General features: G+C 47.9%; 9 protein-coding genes. 2 read left to right on the top strand and 7 right to left on the bottom strand.

Features of this window, described 5'->3' with window-relative positions:
• Positions 1 to 9 precede the first annotated feature (9 nt).
• On the bottom strand, positions 10 to 2,691 hold the full coding sequence (gene polA, locus AB4Y93_RS26145; protein ID WP_441896419.1) for a DNA polymerase I: 2,682 nt from the start codon (positions 2,689 to 2,691) through the stop codon (positions 10 to 12).
• 128 nt (positions 2,692 to 2,819) lie between these two features.
• Entirely contained in the window at positions 2,820 to 9,587 is a 6,768-nt protein-coding gene (locus AB4Y93_RS26140) for an S-layer homology domain-containing protein (protein ID WP_441896417.1), read from the bottom strand.
• A 360-nt stretch (positions 9,588 to 9,947) separates the two neighbouring features.
• Here AB4Y93_RS26140 and AB4Y93_RS26135 point away from each other — a divergent pair, with 360 nt between their 5' ends.
• On the top strand, positions 9,948 to 11,117 hold the full coding sequence (locus tag AB4Y93_RS26135) for a HupE/UreJ family protein (protein ID WP_441896415.1): 1,170 nt from the start codon (positions 9,948 to 9,950) through the stop codon (positions 11,115 to 11,117).
• A gap of 65 nt (positions 11,118 to 11,182) precedes the next feature.
• On the opposite strand, the gene phoU is transcribed toward AB4Y93_RS26135, so the two are convergent.
• From phoU to AB4Y93_RS26110, 5 genes are all read right to left on the bottom strand, one after another.
• Positions 11,183 to 11,854 (bottom strand): phosphate signaling complex protein PhoU, encoded by a 672-nt coding sequence (phoU, locus tag AB4Y93_RS26130; RefSeq protein WP_441896483.1) that lies wholly within the window; start codon positions 11,852 to 11,854, stop codon positions 11,183 to 11,185.
• A gap of 22 nt (positions 11,855 to 11,876) precedes the next feature.
• Positions 11,877 to 12,650, bottom strand: a complete 774-nt coding sequence (gene pstB, locus AB4Y93_RS26125; protein WP_441896413.1) for a phosphate ABC transporter ATP-binding protein PstB — start codon at positions 12,648 to 12,650, stop codon at positions 11,877 to 11,879.
• A gap of 168 nt (positions 12,651 to 12,818) precedes the next feature.
• Positions 12,819 to 13,979 carry a methyl-accepting chemotaxis protein gene (locus AB4Y93_RS26120; RefSeq protein ID WP_441896411.1) on the bottom strand — a complete coding sequence of 387 codons (1,161 nt, stop codon included), beginning with the start codon at positions 13,977 to 13,979 and terminating at the stop codon, positions 12,819 to 12,821.
• A 156-nt stretch (positions 13,980 to 14,135) separates the two neighbouring features.
• Entirely contained in the window at positions 14,136 to 16,331 is a 2,196-nt protein-coding gene (locus tag AB4Y93_RS26115; protein WP_441896409.1) for a hypothetical protein, read from the bottom strand.
• Between the two features lie 363 nt (positions 16,332 to 16,694).
• Entirely contained in the window at positions 16,695 to 18,770 is a 2,076-nt protein-coding gene (locus AB4Y93_RS26110) for a beta-galactosidase (RefSeq protein WP_441896407.1), read from the bottom strand.
• A gap of 125 nt (positions 18,771 to 18,895) precedes the next feature.
• Between AB4Y93_RS26110 and AB4Y93_RS26105 the strand changes: the two genes are divergently transcribed.
• On the top strand, positions 18,896 to 19,723 hold the full coding sequence (locus AB4Y93_RS26105; protein WP_441896405.1) for an AraC family transcriptional regulator: 828 nt from the start codon (positions 18,896 to 18,898) through the stop codon (positions 19,721 to 19,723).
• Positions 19,724 to 19,788: the final 65 nt, after the last annotated feature.

Here is a 19,788-nt window from a genome sequence, read left to right as displayed (position 1 = left end):
AGTCCAGCCTTACTTCGCCTCATACCAGTTCACACCGTAATTCACGTCCGCCTTCAGCGGAACATCAAGCTCAAGTGCGCCCGCCATTACGCTAGGCACAAGCTCCTTCATGAGCTCAAGCTCGTCTTCAGGAACTTCGAATACAAGTTCGTCATGTACTTGCAAAAGCATACGGCTCTTCAGCCCACGTTCGCGAAGTGTCTCATCCATCCGCACCATTGCCAGCTTGATAATGTCTGCTGCTGTACCCTGGATCGGCGTATTCATTGCGGTCCGCTCTGCGAAGGAGCGGAGGTTGAAGTTCGAAGCTTTAATTTCCGGCAAATAACGGCGGCGCTCCAGCAGAGTCGTCACATAGCCGTCACGGCGGGCCTGCATAACGATATCGTCCATATATTTGCGCACACCCTGGAACACTTCGAAATATTGTTCAATGAATTTCGACGCTTCCTTCCGCGTAATGTTCAAGTTTTGCGATAAGCCAAAATCACTGATTCCGTACACGATACCGAAGTTAACAGCTTTCGCCGAACGACGCATATTCGAATCAACTTGATCAGCCGACACGCCAAATACGTCCATCGCCGTCTTCGTATGAATATCCATGTCGTTGATAAAAGCTTCCTTCAGCCGTTCATCGCCTGAAATATGAGCAAGCACACGCAGCTCGATCTGCGAATAGTCCGCCGCTAGAATGTACCAGCCCGGCTCGGACGGCACGAATGCCTTACGGATCTGCCGGCCTTCTTCAAGGCGAATCGGAATGTTCTGCAGATTCGGGAACTGGCTGCTAAGACGGCCTGTTGCAGCGATCGTCTGACGGTAATACGTATGAATTTTGCCAGTCTCTTGACGAACCTCTTTCAGGAGGCCTTCAATATAGGTCGACTGAAGCTTAGACAACGTACGGTAATGCAGGATTAGCGGAACGATCTCATGATAAGGCGCTAGTTTTTCCAGTACTTCCGCGTCTGTAGAGTAGCCGGTCTTCGTCTTCTTCTGAACGGGAAGTCCCAGCTTTTCGAACAAAACCTCGCCAAGTTGCTTAGGAGATCCAATATTGAACTCCATATCAGCCAACCGGTGAATTTCACTCACAGCTGATGTCAACTTGCTCTCAAGTTCACTGCCAAGGCGTTCCAACTCTGCCTTTTCTACCTTAATGCCCTGGCGCTCCATCCCTGCAAGTACAACAGACAGCGGCTGTTCAAGCTCATAATACAGCTTGTTCATTCCGCTCTTCTCAAGATCAGCACGCATCAGAACAGTCAACTTGCGAACCGCATCTGCCTTCGCAGCCAGGTGGCGATATAACGTTTCATTATCAGGCACTTTAAACTTGGCGCCTTTGCCGTATACCGCTTCATCCAGCTGCACCGAAGCTTGGCCATAACGGTCACATAAAGCATTAAGCGACAGATTCGTATCCGTTGGATCAAGCAAATAAGCGGCAAGCTGCACATCAAATGCCGCACCCTTCCATTCGATCCCGTTCCAGCCAAGCGCCAGTTCGATCTTATGTGTATCAAAGCCAAACTTCGGCTTGTCCATATCAGCTAGATAGGCTCGCAGTTCTTCGGTGAACGGCTGTTTAAGAGCAGCTGTTGGCACGACATAGACCGTATCCTCAGATACTGCTGCAGCAAGGCCTAATACATCCGCATGATGCGGATTTTCCCCGATTGCTTCGACGTACAGGCCATGCTCAGCACCTTCCACGTTCAAGGCTTCAAGCAGCTTCTGCAGCGCTTCCTGATCATTATCCGATTCGATGACAATCACATTCAGTTCAACAGCTGGGGCTGCCGCTTCTCCGCTGTGTGCTCCTTCACCGCCTAGATCCAACCGCTCGATCAGCGACTTGAACTCCAGCTTGCGGAATGCTTCTGCAAGCACGGCAGGCTCATAACCGTCATAACGAATATCGTCGGCACCATGCTCAAGCGGTACTTCACGGAAGATGGTCGCAAGCTTTTTGCTCATGATCGCATCTTCTTTATGCGTCTCGACCTTTTCTTTCATCTTGCCTTTCAGGCTGTCTGTGTTTGCCAATACCTCTTCAACGGAACCGTGCTCATGCAGCATCTTAAGCGCTGTCTTCTCGCCAACACCCGGAATACCCGGAATATTATCAGATGTATCGCCCATTAGACCCTTCAGGTCGATAATTTGCATCGGCTTCAATCCATACTTTTCATCAATACCTGCAGGGGAGAACAGCTCGACCTCACTGATCCCTTTACGGGTAATCGCAATTGTTACGTTATCCGAAGCAAGCTGCAGCATATCTTTATCACCGGTAACAACTAGCGTCTGCACGTTTTGCTCATCTGCCATACGCGTCAACGTCCCAATAATATCATCGGCTTCATAGCCGGATAACTCGAATTGCGAGATCCCAAAAGCTCGAAGCAAATCCTTCATAACCGGGAACTGCTCAGACAACTCCGATGGCGTTTTCGCACGGCCGCCTTTGTATTCCGTATAGCCTTCATGACGGAACACGACTTTACCTGCATCGAAGGCAACAAGCACATGAGTTGGCTTCTCTTCTTCTAGTAATCTAAGCAGCATGGTTGTAAATCCAAATACCGCATTCGTATGTAAACCTGCTGAGTTCGTAAGCGGCGGCATCGCGTAAAATGCACGGTTCGCGATACTATTGCCGTCAATTAATATCCACTTGTCCATTCCGACACCTCACTAAACATTTCTACCCTCTATTGTACCATATTTATGAAGCAAACTCCTTGCTGCAGGCGGGGTAAATAGAAAACCGCCGGGACAATGTCCCAGCGGTGATCTCCGATAATTTGAAGTTACTTCGTGAACGTCAGAATCGACAGCAATCTGTACAGCATAACTACACTTTCTGCACGAGTTGCATCGCCTTCCGGATCAAATTCATTGCCCGGTTTGCCATTTACAACTCCAAAGCCTGCAAGCTGGCTGATCGCTTCTGCCGCCCATGCCGGAATATCGCCTTGGTCGGCGAAGTCGCCAGCTTTGTCCGCATCGTTGGTATACCCTGCGAACTCTAAACCACGTGCTAAGATAACAGCCATTTCGTCACGAGTAATCGTTTGATCTGGTCTGAACTCACCGTCCGCGTAGCCGTTAATTAATCCGGCTCCTGTAGCTGCTGCGACAACGGATGAGAACCAGTCACCAGATTGCACATCATCGAATTTGCTTCCGCCAGCTGCTGCCGGAGTCGCAAGGCCAAACAGTCGAACAACCAGGGCTGTAAACTCAGCTCGTGTAATGGAACGATTCGGATCAAAGCTGCCATTACCTATTCCATCGACGATCAACAGATTAGACAGTGCGTCAATCTCTTTTTTCGCCCAATGGGCTGCGGTATCATTAAACGACTTATCTGTCTGTACGATTAGGAATGTTCCGTCCGTACGGCTCATGATAGAAACCTCTGAACCACTAACCGTAAACGGTACAGGTGTATAGACGGTATTGCCTTTCGCATCCTTATCGACACGAACAACCGCCAGATGGTCATCATTTGGCTGACTGCCTAGCTTAACGGTCCGTTTGATGTAATGGCCAAGATCGCTCATGGCGATCTCTTGCCCGTCCTTTTTCACTGCTTTCAGTTCAAAGTTGACTGCTCCAAGAGCATTCAAGCCAAATTTCCCTGCAGCATCAGATGCAGCTTGGTCAGACTTCATCTCAATCTTGAGCTGCAGATCTGTTAAGGAAAGACCAAGCAATGCCGCTACTTTACTCCAGTCGAATTGACCAAGATTTAAGTTATAAGATCCTGTTGAGGAATTAAACACGATCGAATTTACTTTATTCTGACTAAGGAACAAAGCCAATTCATCTGCACTAATACTAAAGGCAGTTCCGGACAATTGAACGGTAATCGTGGAAGAAGTTGCATTTTTCAAAGCTTCCTCAAGCGGGCTTGAAGGTACTGTTGTGCCTCCGCTTGTCGGCGGAGTGACAACCGGTGCATCCTTTTTCGTTACGGTTAACGTATACGTCTCGGTAGTTGCACCGTCTGGCGATGTGACAACAATCGTGAAGACAGTCGTCTTATCCGGGATGTTGAACATCGCTTTAATCGGTTCTTCCGGATCCTGTACTCCCCCGGTAATCGTTACCATAGCATCCGCATCCGTAGGAACTGCGCACATCAGTAACTGTTTTGTGTTGCTCTCTACTTCTACCGAATAATTCTTCACACCTGGAGTGACAACAGGCGACTTGTACACTTCATTCGTGTTATCGAAGACCGACAACTCTTTCAAAGTAACATCCTGCGAATGTTCGATTGCTCTGACACTAAGCTCCTTCGTATCACGTACACGAATCCGATAACCTTCCGAGAAGCCGCCGAGCAATCCGATAGCTTCGAGCTCATCGCCAATAGCCGCTTGAGGAACTGGGCCCGACTGATTCACAATATAACCGTCTGTGAATACCAGCATCTCGCCGCTGCCATCATTAATCATATAAGAGTTTTCGTCGTATCTCTTTGTTACTGTACCTTTTACTTTAACAAGCAAGCCTAGATTTGATGGCAAGTCCGCATCACCTGTGGCCATTATCTTCGGACTTGCTGCTGCCTCATGTCCAACTACAACGACATCTTTAGCAAAGGCTTCATAAACAAGTTCTTTGTTATTCTCAAAGGTTTGTGTTTCACCATGGACACGCACGATGTCGCCAACCTTCAGCGCACCTTCCGGCACGTCATGGAATGCCATGACCCCGCCAGTCTCGTCCTGAACATAGAAGGCATCATAGAATACACCCGCTCCTGTCGTGACAACACCTTGGATAACAACATCCGTTCCGTCTGGCAAATCGCGTGCAGCACCAATGTCCGATACGGTCATGCCGCGGCCTGCCAGCCAGTTAATTGCATTCAGGCCAAAATCATTGTTGCCATAATCGCCATACGTATTATCCCATTCCAAATCATTAACCACATTCATACCGGTAACTATGATTCGGCTGTTATTCGGAAGCACCTCGGAGGCTATTGCCGGAATTGCCGAACCACCTGTTGTATCCGACACCGTATCATACGTGTAGGTTGGCGCTATTACAGTCGTCTGGTAGGTGGTTTCATTACCGCCAGCCAGAATTGATACCGAGCTGCTGTTAGTGAGTGGCTCACCGCCAAGCTTGAACAAGCTTGAGCCGCTGTAATACTCCAGCCAGCTCACGCCATCCATGATGCCATTGTCTACGATGTTCGGGAGCATCTTGACTGCATGCTTGGCTGTAGCAGGCGTCGACCAATAGTTGCCTGTTGCAGAATCATCATAGATGCCGTCATTTGAGATTTGAATGGTTGATCCGATCGATGCAAGCAAATCATTATTTAGTGTTGGATCAAGAGTGAAGTTGCTTTTACCTAACATGAAGAGAGAGCCGCCCCCGTCAACAAATGCTTTGACCGCTGCATTTTCATCCGCCGTGAAGTCCACGCCAGCGTTCGTCACCATCAGCACTTTAACTCCTGCCAATACATCAGAAGTAAGAGCAGAGGTGTTCTCAACTACTGTATAGCCTTCTTGAGCAAGCATTTGCTTGAACAGGCCTAGCTTATTTTTGTACGTACTGCTTGGATCGCTAGACGTATTCTCATTCTTGTGGCTGGCGTCAATCATCACCGTAATGCCAAGTGGTGCTTTCACCGTTACATCGATGGTGTACACATTGTCAGCAGGATTATCTCCTTCAACAGAAGACACCACCGCAATAAGCTTATGATCGCCTACAACCGGATTCGCCCATTTCACAGAGACGGAGGAAATCGTGTTGCTTGCCATCGAATCAATTGTACTTGTGCCAATCAGATGCGCTTCATCTTGGCTGTCATAATAGAATTTCACTGCAAGATTCGTAAGCGCACTTGTACCGGTATTGCTGATATCCGCTTTAAGTGTCGCTTCTGTGCCTTGAATCAGTGCATTTCCTACAACCTCGGAAGCGGATATTTTCACATCCACTTCTGTATCCTGCGACCAGATTGGCGCCGAATAAGCACGTTCGCCATCTACTTGCGTCATACGGATCATGTACCATTGCTGTCCGCCCTTTACGTCAACCGATGGTTCCCAAGTGAAGGACTTAGCACTCTCGCTTGGCACATAGGAATCAATCACCTTACCGCCATTTGAGATCAGTTCGACCTTCGCCACATTGTCGTTGGAGACATAGTTAGCTGGCAAATAATCATATTCGGTCATGGAACGGTTTTCCGCAACGTTGTCGCTGCCATGTACACTGAAGTTCAGCTTGGAGCCTTCCGCTACACCGCCCATATAAATACCGTTAGCCATAAAATCCAACGTAAGATTTGGATCTTCCGTCATGTATACCCGTCTCTTACGCATCGAATCCAGCAGCGACTCCGGCGACAGATCCTCAGACACGATCACGGTACGTTTCATCGTTTGACCCCATGTACCGTCATGGTTGTCCTCACCGTAAGTCGGAGCAACCTTCCAGCCAAGATCCAAAGCGCCGAAATACGTTTGCTCTGCATTCGCGTACGAGTAGTGACCTGAACCGTTCCCAACCTCAAACATGGTAAACAGCTTCTCTGCCTCCACATTTGGCTTCATATTATTGAAGGAACCTTTCGGATCGTTCGGGTGGTTGAATTGGGCAACAGCTTCGTCATGTGTCAGCACCCAGGCATAATACTGATTCACATCGGTATTGTAGATGCCGCCATTTTCCTTACGGTCAATAAAGTTCTCCGTACCAAAAACATTGGAATGACCCCAAGTTGTCGAAGTCATCTCGAATGCCGGGAATACGACAAACTCATCGTTTTTCGTATACTCCTTAGAAAGAGTTTTCGTTAGCTGCCAATCCGCGCCGCCTGTTCTCTCTTCCATGCCGCCTTCGTTTTTCACCGTATCGGTAAAAGTACCTGAAGCAGGGGCATCGATGTCATGAGAATGATCAGAGAAAGCAAACCAGTCGTAGTTGTATTTCTCCGCAGCCTTCAGGGCATCTTCCGGTGAGCCCGTGCCGTCATGCGAAATGTTCGTATGGTTATGCGTCGTACCGCGGTAATGATTGCCGCCTGTGAATGGCTCACTTACAATAAACGACCACTCGAATGTGCTATCGTTACCAACGGAGTCTTTTGACGTTACTTTTAATTGATGAGTGCCAAGCGCAAGATCAGTTGAAGGAAGATAAGTTACCTTCACATGCTGATTCGTAACAGAGTTCGGTGTCTTCGTAATCGAAGCCGTAACATCGGATTCATCAAGCTTCAGAGTGATCGAATTAAGATCTACTCCACTCAGATCGTCCAGCTCGATAGCAATAGAAGGACGATAGTTCTCTACACGGTAATCCTGTTCCGGTACAGCGCCAGTATACTCAGGACCAACTGCATCTGAGGTCAGTGTTACAACGTAAGGAGACGCTGCTGAGCCTGATGTTTTGGAAGCAACTGCAGATGTAGCTTCAATATAGTACTCGAAATTTGAAGTCCCAATCGCACCTTTGGAGATTGTAGCTGAGTACGTATTTGTCCCAGACAATGTCATGGCTGTCTTGGTATATTCGCTCACACCTGCCTTGCGGTAATACAGGCTTACCGAAGTCGCGCCATCCACACTTGCTTCAACATTAACATCAATATTAGTGTACGTCTGTTGGATAGGCGTATGTGTGATCGATAGGGTAGGAATAATATCCGCCGTTGAACGCGGGAACAGCTGGTAACCAGTCGTGTAAGGACTGCTGCTGTCATATTGCCCGACAAGACCAGTGATGACATAGGTTTTGCCTACTTGCAAAGACGACGAAACATCAATTCCAGTCGTAGAAATCACACGTACCGTGATCGTCTTGGTCGTATCGTTTGGATCCTGTACAGTCATGTTATAGTGGGCGCCGGAAGCGGCTTGGGCCGTTACGGTTGCCGTCAGAGAAACCAACTTTCCTTCAAGAGGCTCAGCGGTGTTATAGGAAGTAAGGCTTGCTGCGGTTGTCTGAATCGGGTCAGGTAAGACAACACCTTCCCCTAATTTCTCTACTGCAGAAGGCTGGAACTCCGTTAATCCGTTATAGAAAATAAGAGATCCAGTTATGCGAAGGCGGTCACCCTGCACAATAGTCAAATCGGAAGCAGTACCTCCGTAAACGTTCACACCACCGGTACTATCCTGCACATAATACGTATTTGCACCAAGAACATTATTGGTTGCTGTAGCCACACCTTCAATTGTAAAGATCTGGTCTTTATAGACAGGTGAGCCATTAGTATCAACCTGACGAAGCGTGCTGATTGGCGTAGTTCCTGAGGAATCAAGGCTTTCCGCTTTAATCGCATCACTCTCGAGTCCTCTGCCACTTGCAGAATTGATTTGCTGGGTCACATAGACCGCAGCAGGCGCATCTTTAAGAGTAAAACTGAAAGCTTTGTCACTGCCTGCGGTTACTGTCTGGGCACCTCCGCTAGTCGACAGCTTCGTGGTTAGAGCTTCATCGGAATAGACAGAGATAATTGCACCTGCTGCTCCTGCTGTTCCGGCTACCGTTCCGGCGTTCGAGCCGTCAACAACGTAACCGTTAACGGTTACGGCTGGTGCTTTAACCGCTTCATTAATAGAAAGGTCAACGCTTTCCGTTTTCCCCGTCTCTTGTACTGTAATGATAACGGAATCTGCCGCTCCTACCGTAGCTTCAAAAGCACCGTTGATGTCAGAGGTGGTTGAGGTAATCAGCGTATGAGTGTCTGCTGTGTAGACATTAACCGTCGAACTAGGTGCAGCCGCACCGGAGTAACCTGTTAATGTTCCGGATAACAGCTTAATCTCCTTACCTACTGCCTTCGAGCTTGCCGGCAGCTCGCTGCCGCCATCGATTGGCGGAGCCTCAAGAGGTGATGCGGAGTTTCTTGGGGTTGGGGCAGTAACAATGAAATCGGCCGAGTTATCATTGGTGTCGTAGCCTGCTCCAGAGCCTGTAGTACCTGTTGTATCTGTAATTGAAGATTTGCGAATAACTGCTGTCGTTGCCGAAATAACGGCTGTTTTCGCGGTTTCATACTGATTGGCATCGCCATAGCCTACATAATCAATTAAGTTAGGATTATTTAATTGCGATACATCTCCTCCAGGCGTACCTGCAAGAGCATTCGAGTTGCTAACTAATGCTACCTTGCCACTTCCCGCTGCCATCGTGAAAGCACCTACAGCATCCGGCGTTGGCAATTCAGCTACCGAAGCAGTTCCCTTGGATTCTTGAATCAAATAGTAGCCATACGCACGGATCGTCCCTGCCAAATTCGTCTTGCCTAAAGCAGCGGTTCCCGCTGCGCTTCCATATTGAACGGTCCAGCCCTCTAGCGATACATCTGTGTTAGTCGGATTATAAAGTTCAATGTAATCGTACGAATACACAGAACCGCTATTCCCGCCCGCTCCATAAACCTGACTAATCACTACATGTTCCGCAATCCCAGCAGCTGCAGCACCCTGCACGCTTGGAACACCGACACTAGACAACAATCCGGCCGATAATGATGCGATCAGCAGCATGCTTGTCCATTTCTTCTTGTTTCTTGATAAAGAAATAAGCATATGTCACTCTCCTATTTGAACATATGTTCAAAATTTGCTATCATTCGAATCAACTTGCCAAAACCACAAAATTACCTTCCCCCAAACCACCTGCCCGCGTTTTTTGTCGAATCACACTTAAATATAACACCGTTTTGTAAACTCTAAGTTAAAATTTGATGTAGTATTATTAAATATAACCAACAAACCTCTGTTTTGTAAACAAATACCTAGTTATATGTTATGTTTATGTAAATACTTTTTAGTCATAAGTTAATTTAATTGACACGACATTTCCAACGGATTTATAATTTTATTAAACATTTCTTCTATTCGGGGGTTATTATGTTGAACAAAATTTCACGAAGCAAGCAACTAATAATGTTGCTTTTGATCATGACCATACCGATCATAACCTTGCCAAAGACTGCTGACGCCCATCCACTTAGCGCAAGTTACACGGAAATTACATTCGAACAGGAGCAGACCAAGCTTGACTTCTCCATTGATGAGCTATCTGTTCTAGAGAAAGTTGATGTGGATACGAACCGCGATGGGAAGCTTGATCAGGAGGAGTTAACAACTAACGAAGAGACAATTGCCCATTTTATAGAGGATTCAACGGCTTGGGAGGTTGATCAGCAGCAACAAGCTGGCGAAATGACAGGCATTGAGTTCAGCCAAAAGAACAGCATGACTTATGTAACCATCCATTTCGTCTATCCTGCAGTTCCCTATGGCGCTACTGTCAATCTGAATGACGGCCTTTATTACAACGATAATAATACGAATTATGCCAATCTGCTTGTTGCGAACAGCGGCTCCGATGTCAGCCAAGCGATTCTTACCGGCAATGATCGGAATTTCACAATGATCCATACCGAGCCGCAGCTTGAGCAAGGTCAGACAGGTCAGACAGCAGCAACAGACACAACGGTTCCAGCAGTAGGGCAAGATACTCCCGTAACAACCAGCCCTTCTAAAAAAATGCACAAAACCAGCTTTGAAGACTCGGCTTGGTTTTCTTTCTTCAAGCTTGGCATGCATCATATTCTTGGCGGCTATGACCACTTATTGTTCCTGCTCGCCCTTCTGCTGGGCAGACAAACCTTCAAGCAGTATGCAGCAACAATTACAGCTTTCACAATCGCCCACAGCATCACACTGACACTGACTTATCTCGATATCCTGCATTTCCCTTCAACCTTTATCGAATCCATCATTGCCTTCAGCATCGTGTATGTCGCAATTGAGAATATCTTCTTCAAAAAAGTTCGTTTCCGCTGGCTTGTCACCTTCGCCTTTGGTTTGATTCATGGGATGGGCTTCGCTGACATTCTGCTCGGCATGGATATTCCAAAACGCTTTGTCGCTGTCGATCTAGCCAGCTTCAACATTGGCATCGAAGTCATTCAGCTCTGTCTCATCGCTCTGGCTGTCCCTGTCATCCGATATGCACAGAAATACAAAGGCTACTTCCGGACCGTCCAAGCCGCATCCATCCTCATCGCTGCAGCTGGTGCCTACTGGCTGTACGAGCGGTTACTGTAGTGAACAAGATAGAAGCCTGTTACCCGAGCAGCTCGGATAACAGGCTTCTTTTTTCATAACACATCTTAGATATTATGCTGAGTATTCAAATCCGGGCGTTTATTCGTAACGAGGTATACTACACTCTCGCCAATGTTTGTGGCGTGGTCACCAATTCGCTCAATGTTGCGAGCGACTAAGTTCAGGACGGTCGCCTGCGAAATGTTTCTTGGATTCTCCATCATCAGCGACAGAAGCTCTCGTGAGATCTGGGCGCACAAGGCATCGACCTGATCATCCTCGACAGCCAGTTTATAAGCCAAATCAACATTTTCTTGAACGAAAGCCTGGATCGACTCATAAGTCATCGTTTGTACGATCTCCGCCATACGCGGCAAATCAATCAAGGGTTTTATTAATGCCTGCCCCTCCAGACGTACGACGAACTTTGCGATATTGACGCACAGGTCTCCCATTCTTTCGAGGTCTGATGCTATCTTGAACGCAGCCAAAATCCGGCGAAGATCTTTGGCAACCGGCTGCTGGGTAGCAATCAGCTTAGAACCAAGCTCGGTTATTTGCTCCTCCAGATGATTCAAATGCTGGTCATTATTAATGATTGCTCTTGCTTTCTCTACATCCGTACCACTCAGGGCTTTCATCGAATCAACAAGCGCTTCTTCGACGAAGGTCCCCATCTCAACGAGCAAATTATGAAGCTGTTCAAGTCCATGGTCAAACTCTTTTCTTTTAGTCATCATCATCATTGTCCCCTTTGTCTTAGCCGAAGCGTCCGCTAATATAGTCCTCTGTCCGTTGATCCGTCGGATTGGAGAACAACTTCTCTGTATCCGAGAACTCTACAACTTCCCCATTTAAGAAAAAGACCGTCTGATTCGATACACGAGCCGCTTGATGCATGTTGTGCGTAACCATCACGATCGTATAACGGTCTTTCAGCTCTTGCGCCAGCTCTTCGATCTTCAACGTCGAGATCGGATCAAGCGCCGAGGTTGCTTCGTCCATGAGCAGAACATCCGGATTCACGGCAATCGCACGCGCAATACAAAGCCGCTGCTGCTGTCCGCCAGAGAGGCTAAGCGCCGAACGCTTCAAGTAATCTTTTACTTCATCCCACAGTACTGCAGCCTTCAGGCTTGTCTCTACAATCTCATCCAGCTGCTTCTTACTGCTAATACCATGAAGACGTGGACCATAAGCAACATTATCATAGATCGATTTCGGGAAAGGATTCGGCTGCTGGAACACCATACCAACTTTCTTGCGAAGCGTCTCCACATCGACATCATTCGAATAAATTTCTGTACCGCCGATGGCGATACTTCCTTCGATTCTTGTTCCCGGGATCATGTCATTCATCCGGTTAAGCGTACGAAGCAGTGTCGATTTCCCACAGCCGGAAGGGCCGATAAACGCCGTGATCGCTTTCTCGGGAATGGTGAGTGACACGTCTTTCAGAGCATGAAAAGCTCCATAATACAAATTCAACTTATTAATGTTAATTAGGGTCTGCGTCTGCAAGGTCGTTTGCATGATCGTTCTCCTCCGCTTATTTAAATAGAAAAAATGGGAAGCCTAATCATTAGTTCATCCCAGAGAAAATGAAATATTTTTGTTTAAAAAAGGTGCAGGGCTAATCCCTGACCATTCTATCCTACTAGCCGTTTGTAAATAGCGTATTGTTGTTTTGTAAATTCCATGTTAAAAATAAGACCCAAGCAGTTTGTCGATCTCCATATTTACATGTACGGTCTGCTGATATGCCTGCTCCGACAGTCGGCCAATCTGCTCCGAACTGTCCTTACTGTTCGCCGATGCCTGGAACAAATGGCTAAAGACACTACCCGCTTCCTTGACGTCAGACTCACTAACGAACGCTTCTTCCCGGCCTTCCCGTGCAAGCGCAGCCGTCTGCTCAATTGCCGCCAGAATTGTTTTCGTCAATGTCGTGATCGACTCCGCGGAGCGCTTCGTCTCGCTCGCCAGCTTCATGACCTCGCCGGCCACAACAGCAAAACCTCTGCCATGCTCACCAGCACGCGCAGCTTCAATTGAAGCATTAATTGCAAGCAGATTACTTTGCTCAGCTAATTCTTTGATCAGCTTAGAGACGTGGCTGATGGATCCCGCTTCATTCTGCAGGTCGTTCATCCGCTGCTCCTGCTGCATGGAGTTAGCAGCGAGCTTACCGAACGCAGCGGTTACTTTGTCCAGCTGATTCTTGCCGCTTAACGTCAAATCCACCATATCCGCAGATATTTCCTTGCCTTGTACAGCGGATTGTCTTACCGAGCTTACGGCTTGATCAATTTCCTTCACCCGGTTACCCACACTATGTATCGTCTTGACCTGTCCATCAATTGCTTCCTGCTGAAGCTGGCGGGACATACGAAGCAGGTCAGAGACCGTTAAGATTCCGATCATTTGTCCATCTTTCGTCACGATGACACAGTTATATAGAACGCTGTCCTCACGTTTAAGTGCACTGTCTATTAATTGTTGTGGTGAATGACTGCCGTCTACGATGAGAGGAGAAGGATCCATCAGCTCCGAGATCGGCTTCTCATAATACAGATCAACGCCAAACCGCTGGCTAAGCCGCATAAAAAATTGATTGCGCATCATGAGACCTACTGGCTTGTCCTTCTTTTCTCCTCCATCGCACACAACAATGCATTCGCTATCCGGATATTGTTTAAATAAAGCTATTGTTTCTTTGCAAGACTGAGAAGATAAAATAGCAGGCGCTGAACGAATAAATTCAAGCAGACGGGTTGATGATTCAATCGTTTCGACTTGTTTCTCGATTTGTTTCTCGACTTGTTTCTCTTTCGCTTGACGTTCTAATACAGCAATCGTCATGGTCTCTCACCTTTCTCTATAGGCTCTGGTCCTAATTTTAGGACTGAAGAATCAATTTCAGTTCATATTAATGTTTTCGCTGCGTTAAAATTCCATTTAAAATGAAAAAAACTGCAAGCAGAGCGCATTATACGCACCTTGCTTGCAGTTTTATCTTTAGTTCCAGGCTGCTTTCACCAGAACACCTTCCGGTTTGCCGGGGTATCGGATAAGCAGTGTTCCCGAAGCTTCGTCGTACGCATGTTCCGCCTTGAGACCATCTGCCGTTACGAGAGATGGAGCCGAAGCTGCGCGAAGCCGTGTGCTGACTGTCATATCCGACGGGCTTTCCGAACGGAATGTGATCTCCTTAGCGCTCACCATCTCATCCTCAATCCGCGATGAGCTGACAAGAACCTTCGTAACGTTGCTGCCGGTCGCAGTCTCTACCGAGTTCAGATCGTATAACAAACAATTGCTGCCTGGCTTCAATTCAACGGTAGTCAGAATCGGGAGCTCATGCTCGAATAGGTCGATAAAAGACCCTTCAATCCGATTCCCCACATGTTCTGTCTCATCAAGTGCTTGCGCAATGACATAAGGACCCCGCTTAATACGGAGCATCCCGCTTTCACGATACGCTTCCGCTTCGCCTCTAAGCTCCAGAGCCAGCTGCACACTATCACGGACCATGTCGGCACCATCACTCGAACGCGATAGAACGGTTGGATGAACACGGCGCACGATGACGAATCCATCTCCTGCTGCATATTCACCGCTCTCTTGATCCGCCGATAACCCCAGCGTCTCGAACAAATGCTGATCCGGACGCTCATAGATACGCCTGCTGCCTTCCCGGTTCCACCACTCCCGAACACTATGGAAGTCATCTGATCCGTCGCCAACGTAGATAAGCACACCGCCATCTCGGACCCATCCCGCAATGGCCTGATGCAGCCCCGCATGCTCAGGCTTCATGAACTCATAGCTGAGAAGCAGCACTTTATAATCGTCCAGGTATCCTGGGAAAGTCAGTGCGTTATCTAGCTGAACCGGACGCAGCGGAATACCATGCTTCACGAGCGGCAGCGCAAGTCCATAGAACGCAGACCAGTCAAGCAGCTCCTGCTGCTCAGGGGACAGCATATCTGACGTTGTCACCCCATCCGCTTTTTTGCCGGCAGTCGGCTGCTCCGTCTCTTCAGGTATAACATCGCCTCGTTGGAACATGGCGGAATTGGACAATAGTAGTCCAATTCCTCTTGTATAGATGTCATCCTCTTCTTCCACATGATTGTGGAGATCCCGAAGCACATTCATGACCGTAAGAAGAACGGTCTTGTAGCTCGCCGGAATGACTTCTTTTCCTTTACCATCTTCAGTTGGATAGCCAAGTGTGAATACCCGCCATGGCCAAGGACATACCTCAAACTTCGATACACCAGGATGAAGTAGGGCTGCTACTACCGTTGCCCGATAGTTATGACGGTAATCACTCCAGCTGTAACGGGGATTATCCTCGATCGGATCATGCAGGAACCACATGTCTCTGCCCGTACCACGAGTCAGCTCCTGCATAACACCATACTCCAGGAAGGCCGTCTCGAAGGTACGCTCCCGCCGGACACCTTGGTATACATTTGCCGTTCTCGCCGTCCCTGTCCAGATCTGCGCGATAAAACCGTCGCAGGAAGGCATCGATACTAGCAGCGCCTCCGGGCTGATGATGCGCCATTGCGTGTAATTAATTAAGCTATGGGTCGGAACGTAGAATCGCACCACCCTGTCATAGGTAACAAGTGCATATTCTTTCATCTGCGCACAGAGCCGATCAAGCGCCCGGTAATACAAATAGGCTTTAAGCTTCGAAGCCCGGTATTGTGCATCCGGGGAGAGGTGAGGCGCTATCCACGGTTCCCCGTAGTAGGTCAACCACTCCCGCTTGAACGCCTCCGAATAACCCGACTGCGCCCAGAATTCCGGCTCCTCCAGATGGATCGCTTCCACACCGCAGTCGATTGCTTTCTTGATATAGGAAGCCAAGTATTCGGAGAAAGCGACTGTCGGAACCATATACGGCACGTCCTTGCCATGTTGAATATAGTTGCCGAACCTGTCCTTTTGAGCTTCATCCCAATGATTTCTGCCGTCAAATTTCTCGTACAGATAATCCTGATACTCGCCCCATGAGACACCGGTCATGAGATGAATCGTGTAGCCAGCTTTTCTCCAGCCTTCGATACGTTCCTCCAACTGATCCGTCAGCCCATACACCATTACAAAATCGGTTCGAAGATCATACTTTGGCCCGTAGGGACGCGATTCCTGAAATCCCGTCCACTCGGCCCGCTCCTGTTTCTTACTCACTCCCATGCTTCGCTTCCTCCTTTACTGTCGTACCGTTAGTTAGGCATTTGAAGGGTAACCATGCCCTTCAGATATCGTTCATATACTTGATAGCTTGTACAAGTTCTTGCCCAACATCTTAATATAAATATTCAATATAATCAATATTACATTTTAACGACAAATTTGTGCCTTTAATCAATGAAACAAGGCTAGTTGACTCATTTTTCCGAGGATTTTCGTATTGATTCAGGAAATTTCGACTTTATTAGACTTATTTAATATATTTAATATTAAGACATCCAGTATATAGATACAGCAAATAAAAAAACTGCAAGCAGAGCGCATCATGCGCTTTGCTTACAGTTTTTTTATTTTAGATCAGATTGCTTATTGATGGAAGCTTGCTTTTCTTTTCAGAATACGTACGCCATGCAGCGGCAGCTCAAGCTCATTAGCTACTTTACCACCGGCAAGGACGTCTTCGTATTCCTTCTCATCAAGCTTCACTTGCTGCTTCGCTTCGCTGAAGTTCATGACGAATACATAGTCGCTCTCACCGTCAGAGCGCAGTTGAGCAGTAACACCTTGCGGAAGCTCCGTTTCAACAACCCGCTTCAGCCCTTCTTGTTCCACCAGCTTCTTGAAGAAATCCGTGTGGAACGGCTCTGTGTTGCGGGAAGCTACATAATACGCTTTGCCTTCACCAAGCTTATTAACGGTTAAGGCAGGACGGCCGGCATAGAAGTCATCGCCATATACAGCGAGCGCTTCAGCGCCTTCCAAATGGATCAGATCGCATAGTTCAAAAGCTTCGTATTCGCCTTGCAGGCCCAGCTTATTGCCTTCGGACATCACGATACTGTTCGTTTCACCATCGTGAAGAGAGTCAATCTCCTCCGACCAGATGCCAAGTGTTTTGCGAAGTGGTCCAGGGAAGCCTTCCAGGAAGCAAAGATCGCTTTCATCCACGATACCCGACCAGTAAGTAGCAACAAAGGTGCCGCCTTCCTGCACAAATTTCTCAATCCGTTCGCCAACACCAGGACGCACCATGTAGAGCATAGGAGCAACAAGCAATTTGTACGAGTCAAACGAACATTCGGAATCGATAATATCTGTAGGCACACCCATCTCCCAGAACGGACGATAGTGGCGCTTCAACGTTTCTTCATAATGAATACCGCCGTTACGAGGACCTTGTGAATCTTTCACCGCCCAGCGGTTCTCCCAATCATTGATGATGGCCACTTGCGGCTTCACCGATGTCCCTACTACTTCATGCAATTGTTCAAGCGCTTGGCCAACATCCGTAACATCCTTGAATACACGGGTATTCTCATGACCAACATGGTCAACTACAGCACCATGCAGCTTCTCGCTGGAGCCGCGGCTTTTGCGCCATTGGAAATATTGAACCGTATCGGAGCCATGAGCAACAGCCTGCATCGATGCAAGGAGGTGCATGCCTGGCTTCTTCAGCTTGCTGACAGGCTGCCAGTTCGTCATGCTTGGTGTGCTTTCCATCAGCATAAACGGCTTGCCGCCTTTGAGCGAGCGGAATACGTCATGGTTGAAGCCGATCCATGCAGCAAGCTCGCTTTGATCCTTCGCATCATGCCAAGTCGGATAAGCATCCCACGAGATCATATCGAGAAGATCAGCGAATTTCCAGTAGTTCAGCGGCTCAAAGTCCAGCATGAAATTAGTCGTAATCGGCAGCTCCGGATTAATCTCACGCAGCGGCTCCATTTCATGACGGCAGAAGTCTACCGTCTGGTCGGTTACGAACCGTTTCCAGTCGAGGTTCATGCCATGAACGGCTTTCTCCCCGCGGTATGTTGGCGTATCGATTTGACCGAAACTTGTATATTTATGCGCCCAGAAGGAAGTCCACCAAGCATTATTCAATGCTTCAATGGTGCCATAACGTTTCTCCAGCCATTGTTGGAATGCTTCTGTACAATAGTCACAATGGCATTCTCCGCCAAATTCATTGGAGATGTGCCAGCCGATTACAGCAGGATGCTCCGAATAACGCTCTGCCAGCTTACGGTTCATCTCCTGTACCTTCGCGCGGTATACAGGGGATGTGAAGCAATGGTTATGGCGTGCGCCGTGCAGGTTGCGAATACCATTCTCCTCAACACGAAGAACCTCTGGATATTTCAGCGACATCCATGCTGGTCTTGCACCACTTGGTGTTGCCAGCAAAGCATAGATGCCATTCGCTGCAAAACGATCAAGCAGCTGGTCCATCCATTCAAATGTATATACGCCCTCTTCAGGCTCTAATACCGCCCATGCAAAGATGCCTACGGACATCACATTGCTGCTCGACAGCTTCATCAATCGGATATCCTCCTCAAGCACATGAGGGTAATCAAGCCATTGGTCAGGGTTATAATCCGCTCCATGCAGCATGTGCGGGAATTTTGGGCTGATTGGCGGGAACTTCAAAGTCATGGATATCTGCCTCCAAACGATAATTTGTCTATTACGATATTAATATTGTAATACGCTTTAAGATCCAATAAAATCACATTATATTCACCTTACTTATAAAATATGAAACTGGAAGTGGTCCAATTATGGATAAATTGGTATTTCCGACTGTGGCAGATGCCGACCGAAAACTCCCTCTATATACGGATATTATCGGACATTGGGACAATCAAGAAACCATTGACCGGCCGCAAGGCTTCCCGCACTATCAATGGCTGCAAGTAACAGGCGGCGAAGGCGAGTTATGGATTGGAGAGGAACGGTATACGGTAAAAGCCGGTCAGGGCTTCTGCTTATTCCCTGGCGTCCCTCATCGTTATTCCACGATCCGCGAGCCTTGGGACATCTATTTCATCAGCTTTGGCGGCAGCATGTCCAAGGAGCTGCTTGCTCTAGCCGGCATTAAGGAGCCAGGCCTCTATTCCGTAACGGACAGCGAGATGATAGTAGCTCATCTGCGGGGCATTTTGGCTATGGCACAATCCGGGCTTCCTTTTCTCGGGATAGAATGCTCGAAGCTTGTCTATTTATTCCTGCTCGATCTGATGAAGGTTGTTCAAGTCAGTACGCAGTCCGCTCAGCAATATTATACGAAGCTGAACCCCGTCATCCGGTATATTGAAGAGCATATTGACAGCATGATGTCCATCCAGGAGTTATCTTCTCGTATAGACGTCACTCCACAGTATTTGTGCCGGTTGTTCAAGCAATCGATGGGGATGCGGCCAATGGAGTATGTGAACCGGGAACGGATTAACCGCAGCAAGGAGCTGATGTTTCTAAGCAGAGAGTACAAAATGCATGAGATCGCATCCATGGTTGGCTTCGAGAGTGCAAGCTACTTCAGCTCCGTCTTCAAGAAGCTGGAAAACATGAGTCCTGAGCAGTTCAAGAAGATGCACGGGATTCATTAACTGGTAACTCATCACCTCGAGGCACACGGACAATGGCGCTGCAAATGAGGTATAATGTTGGGGAT

It is taken from the genome of Paenibacillus sp. YAF4_2, assembly GCF_052113225.1.
Lineage (GTDB): Bacteria > Bacillota > Bacilli > Paenibacillales > Paenibacillaceae > Pristimantibacillus.
This window is presented reverse-complemented; position numbering and strand designations above follow the sequence as displayed.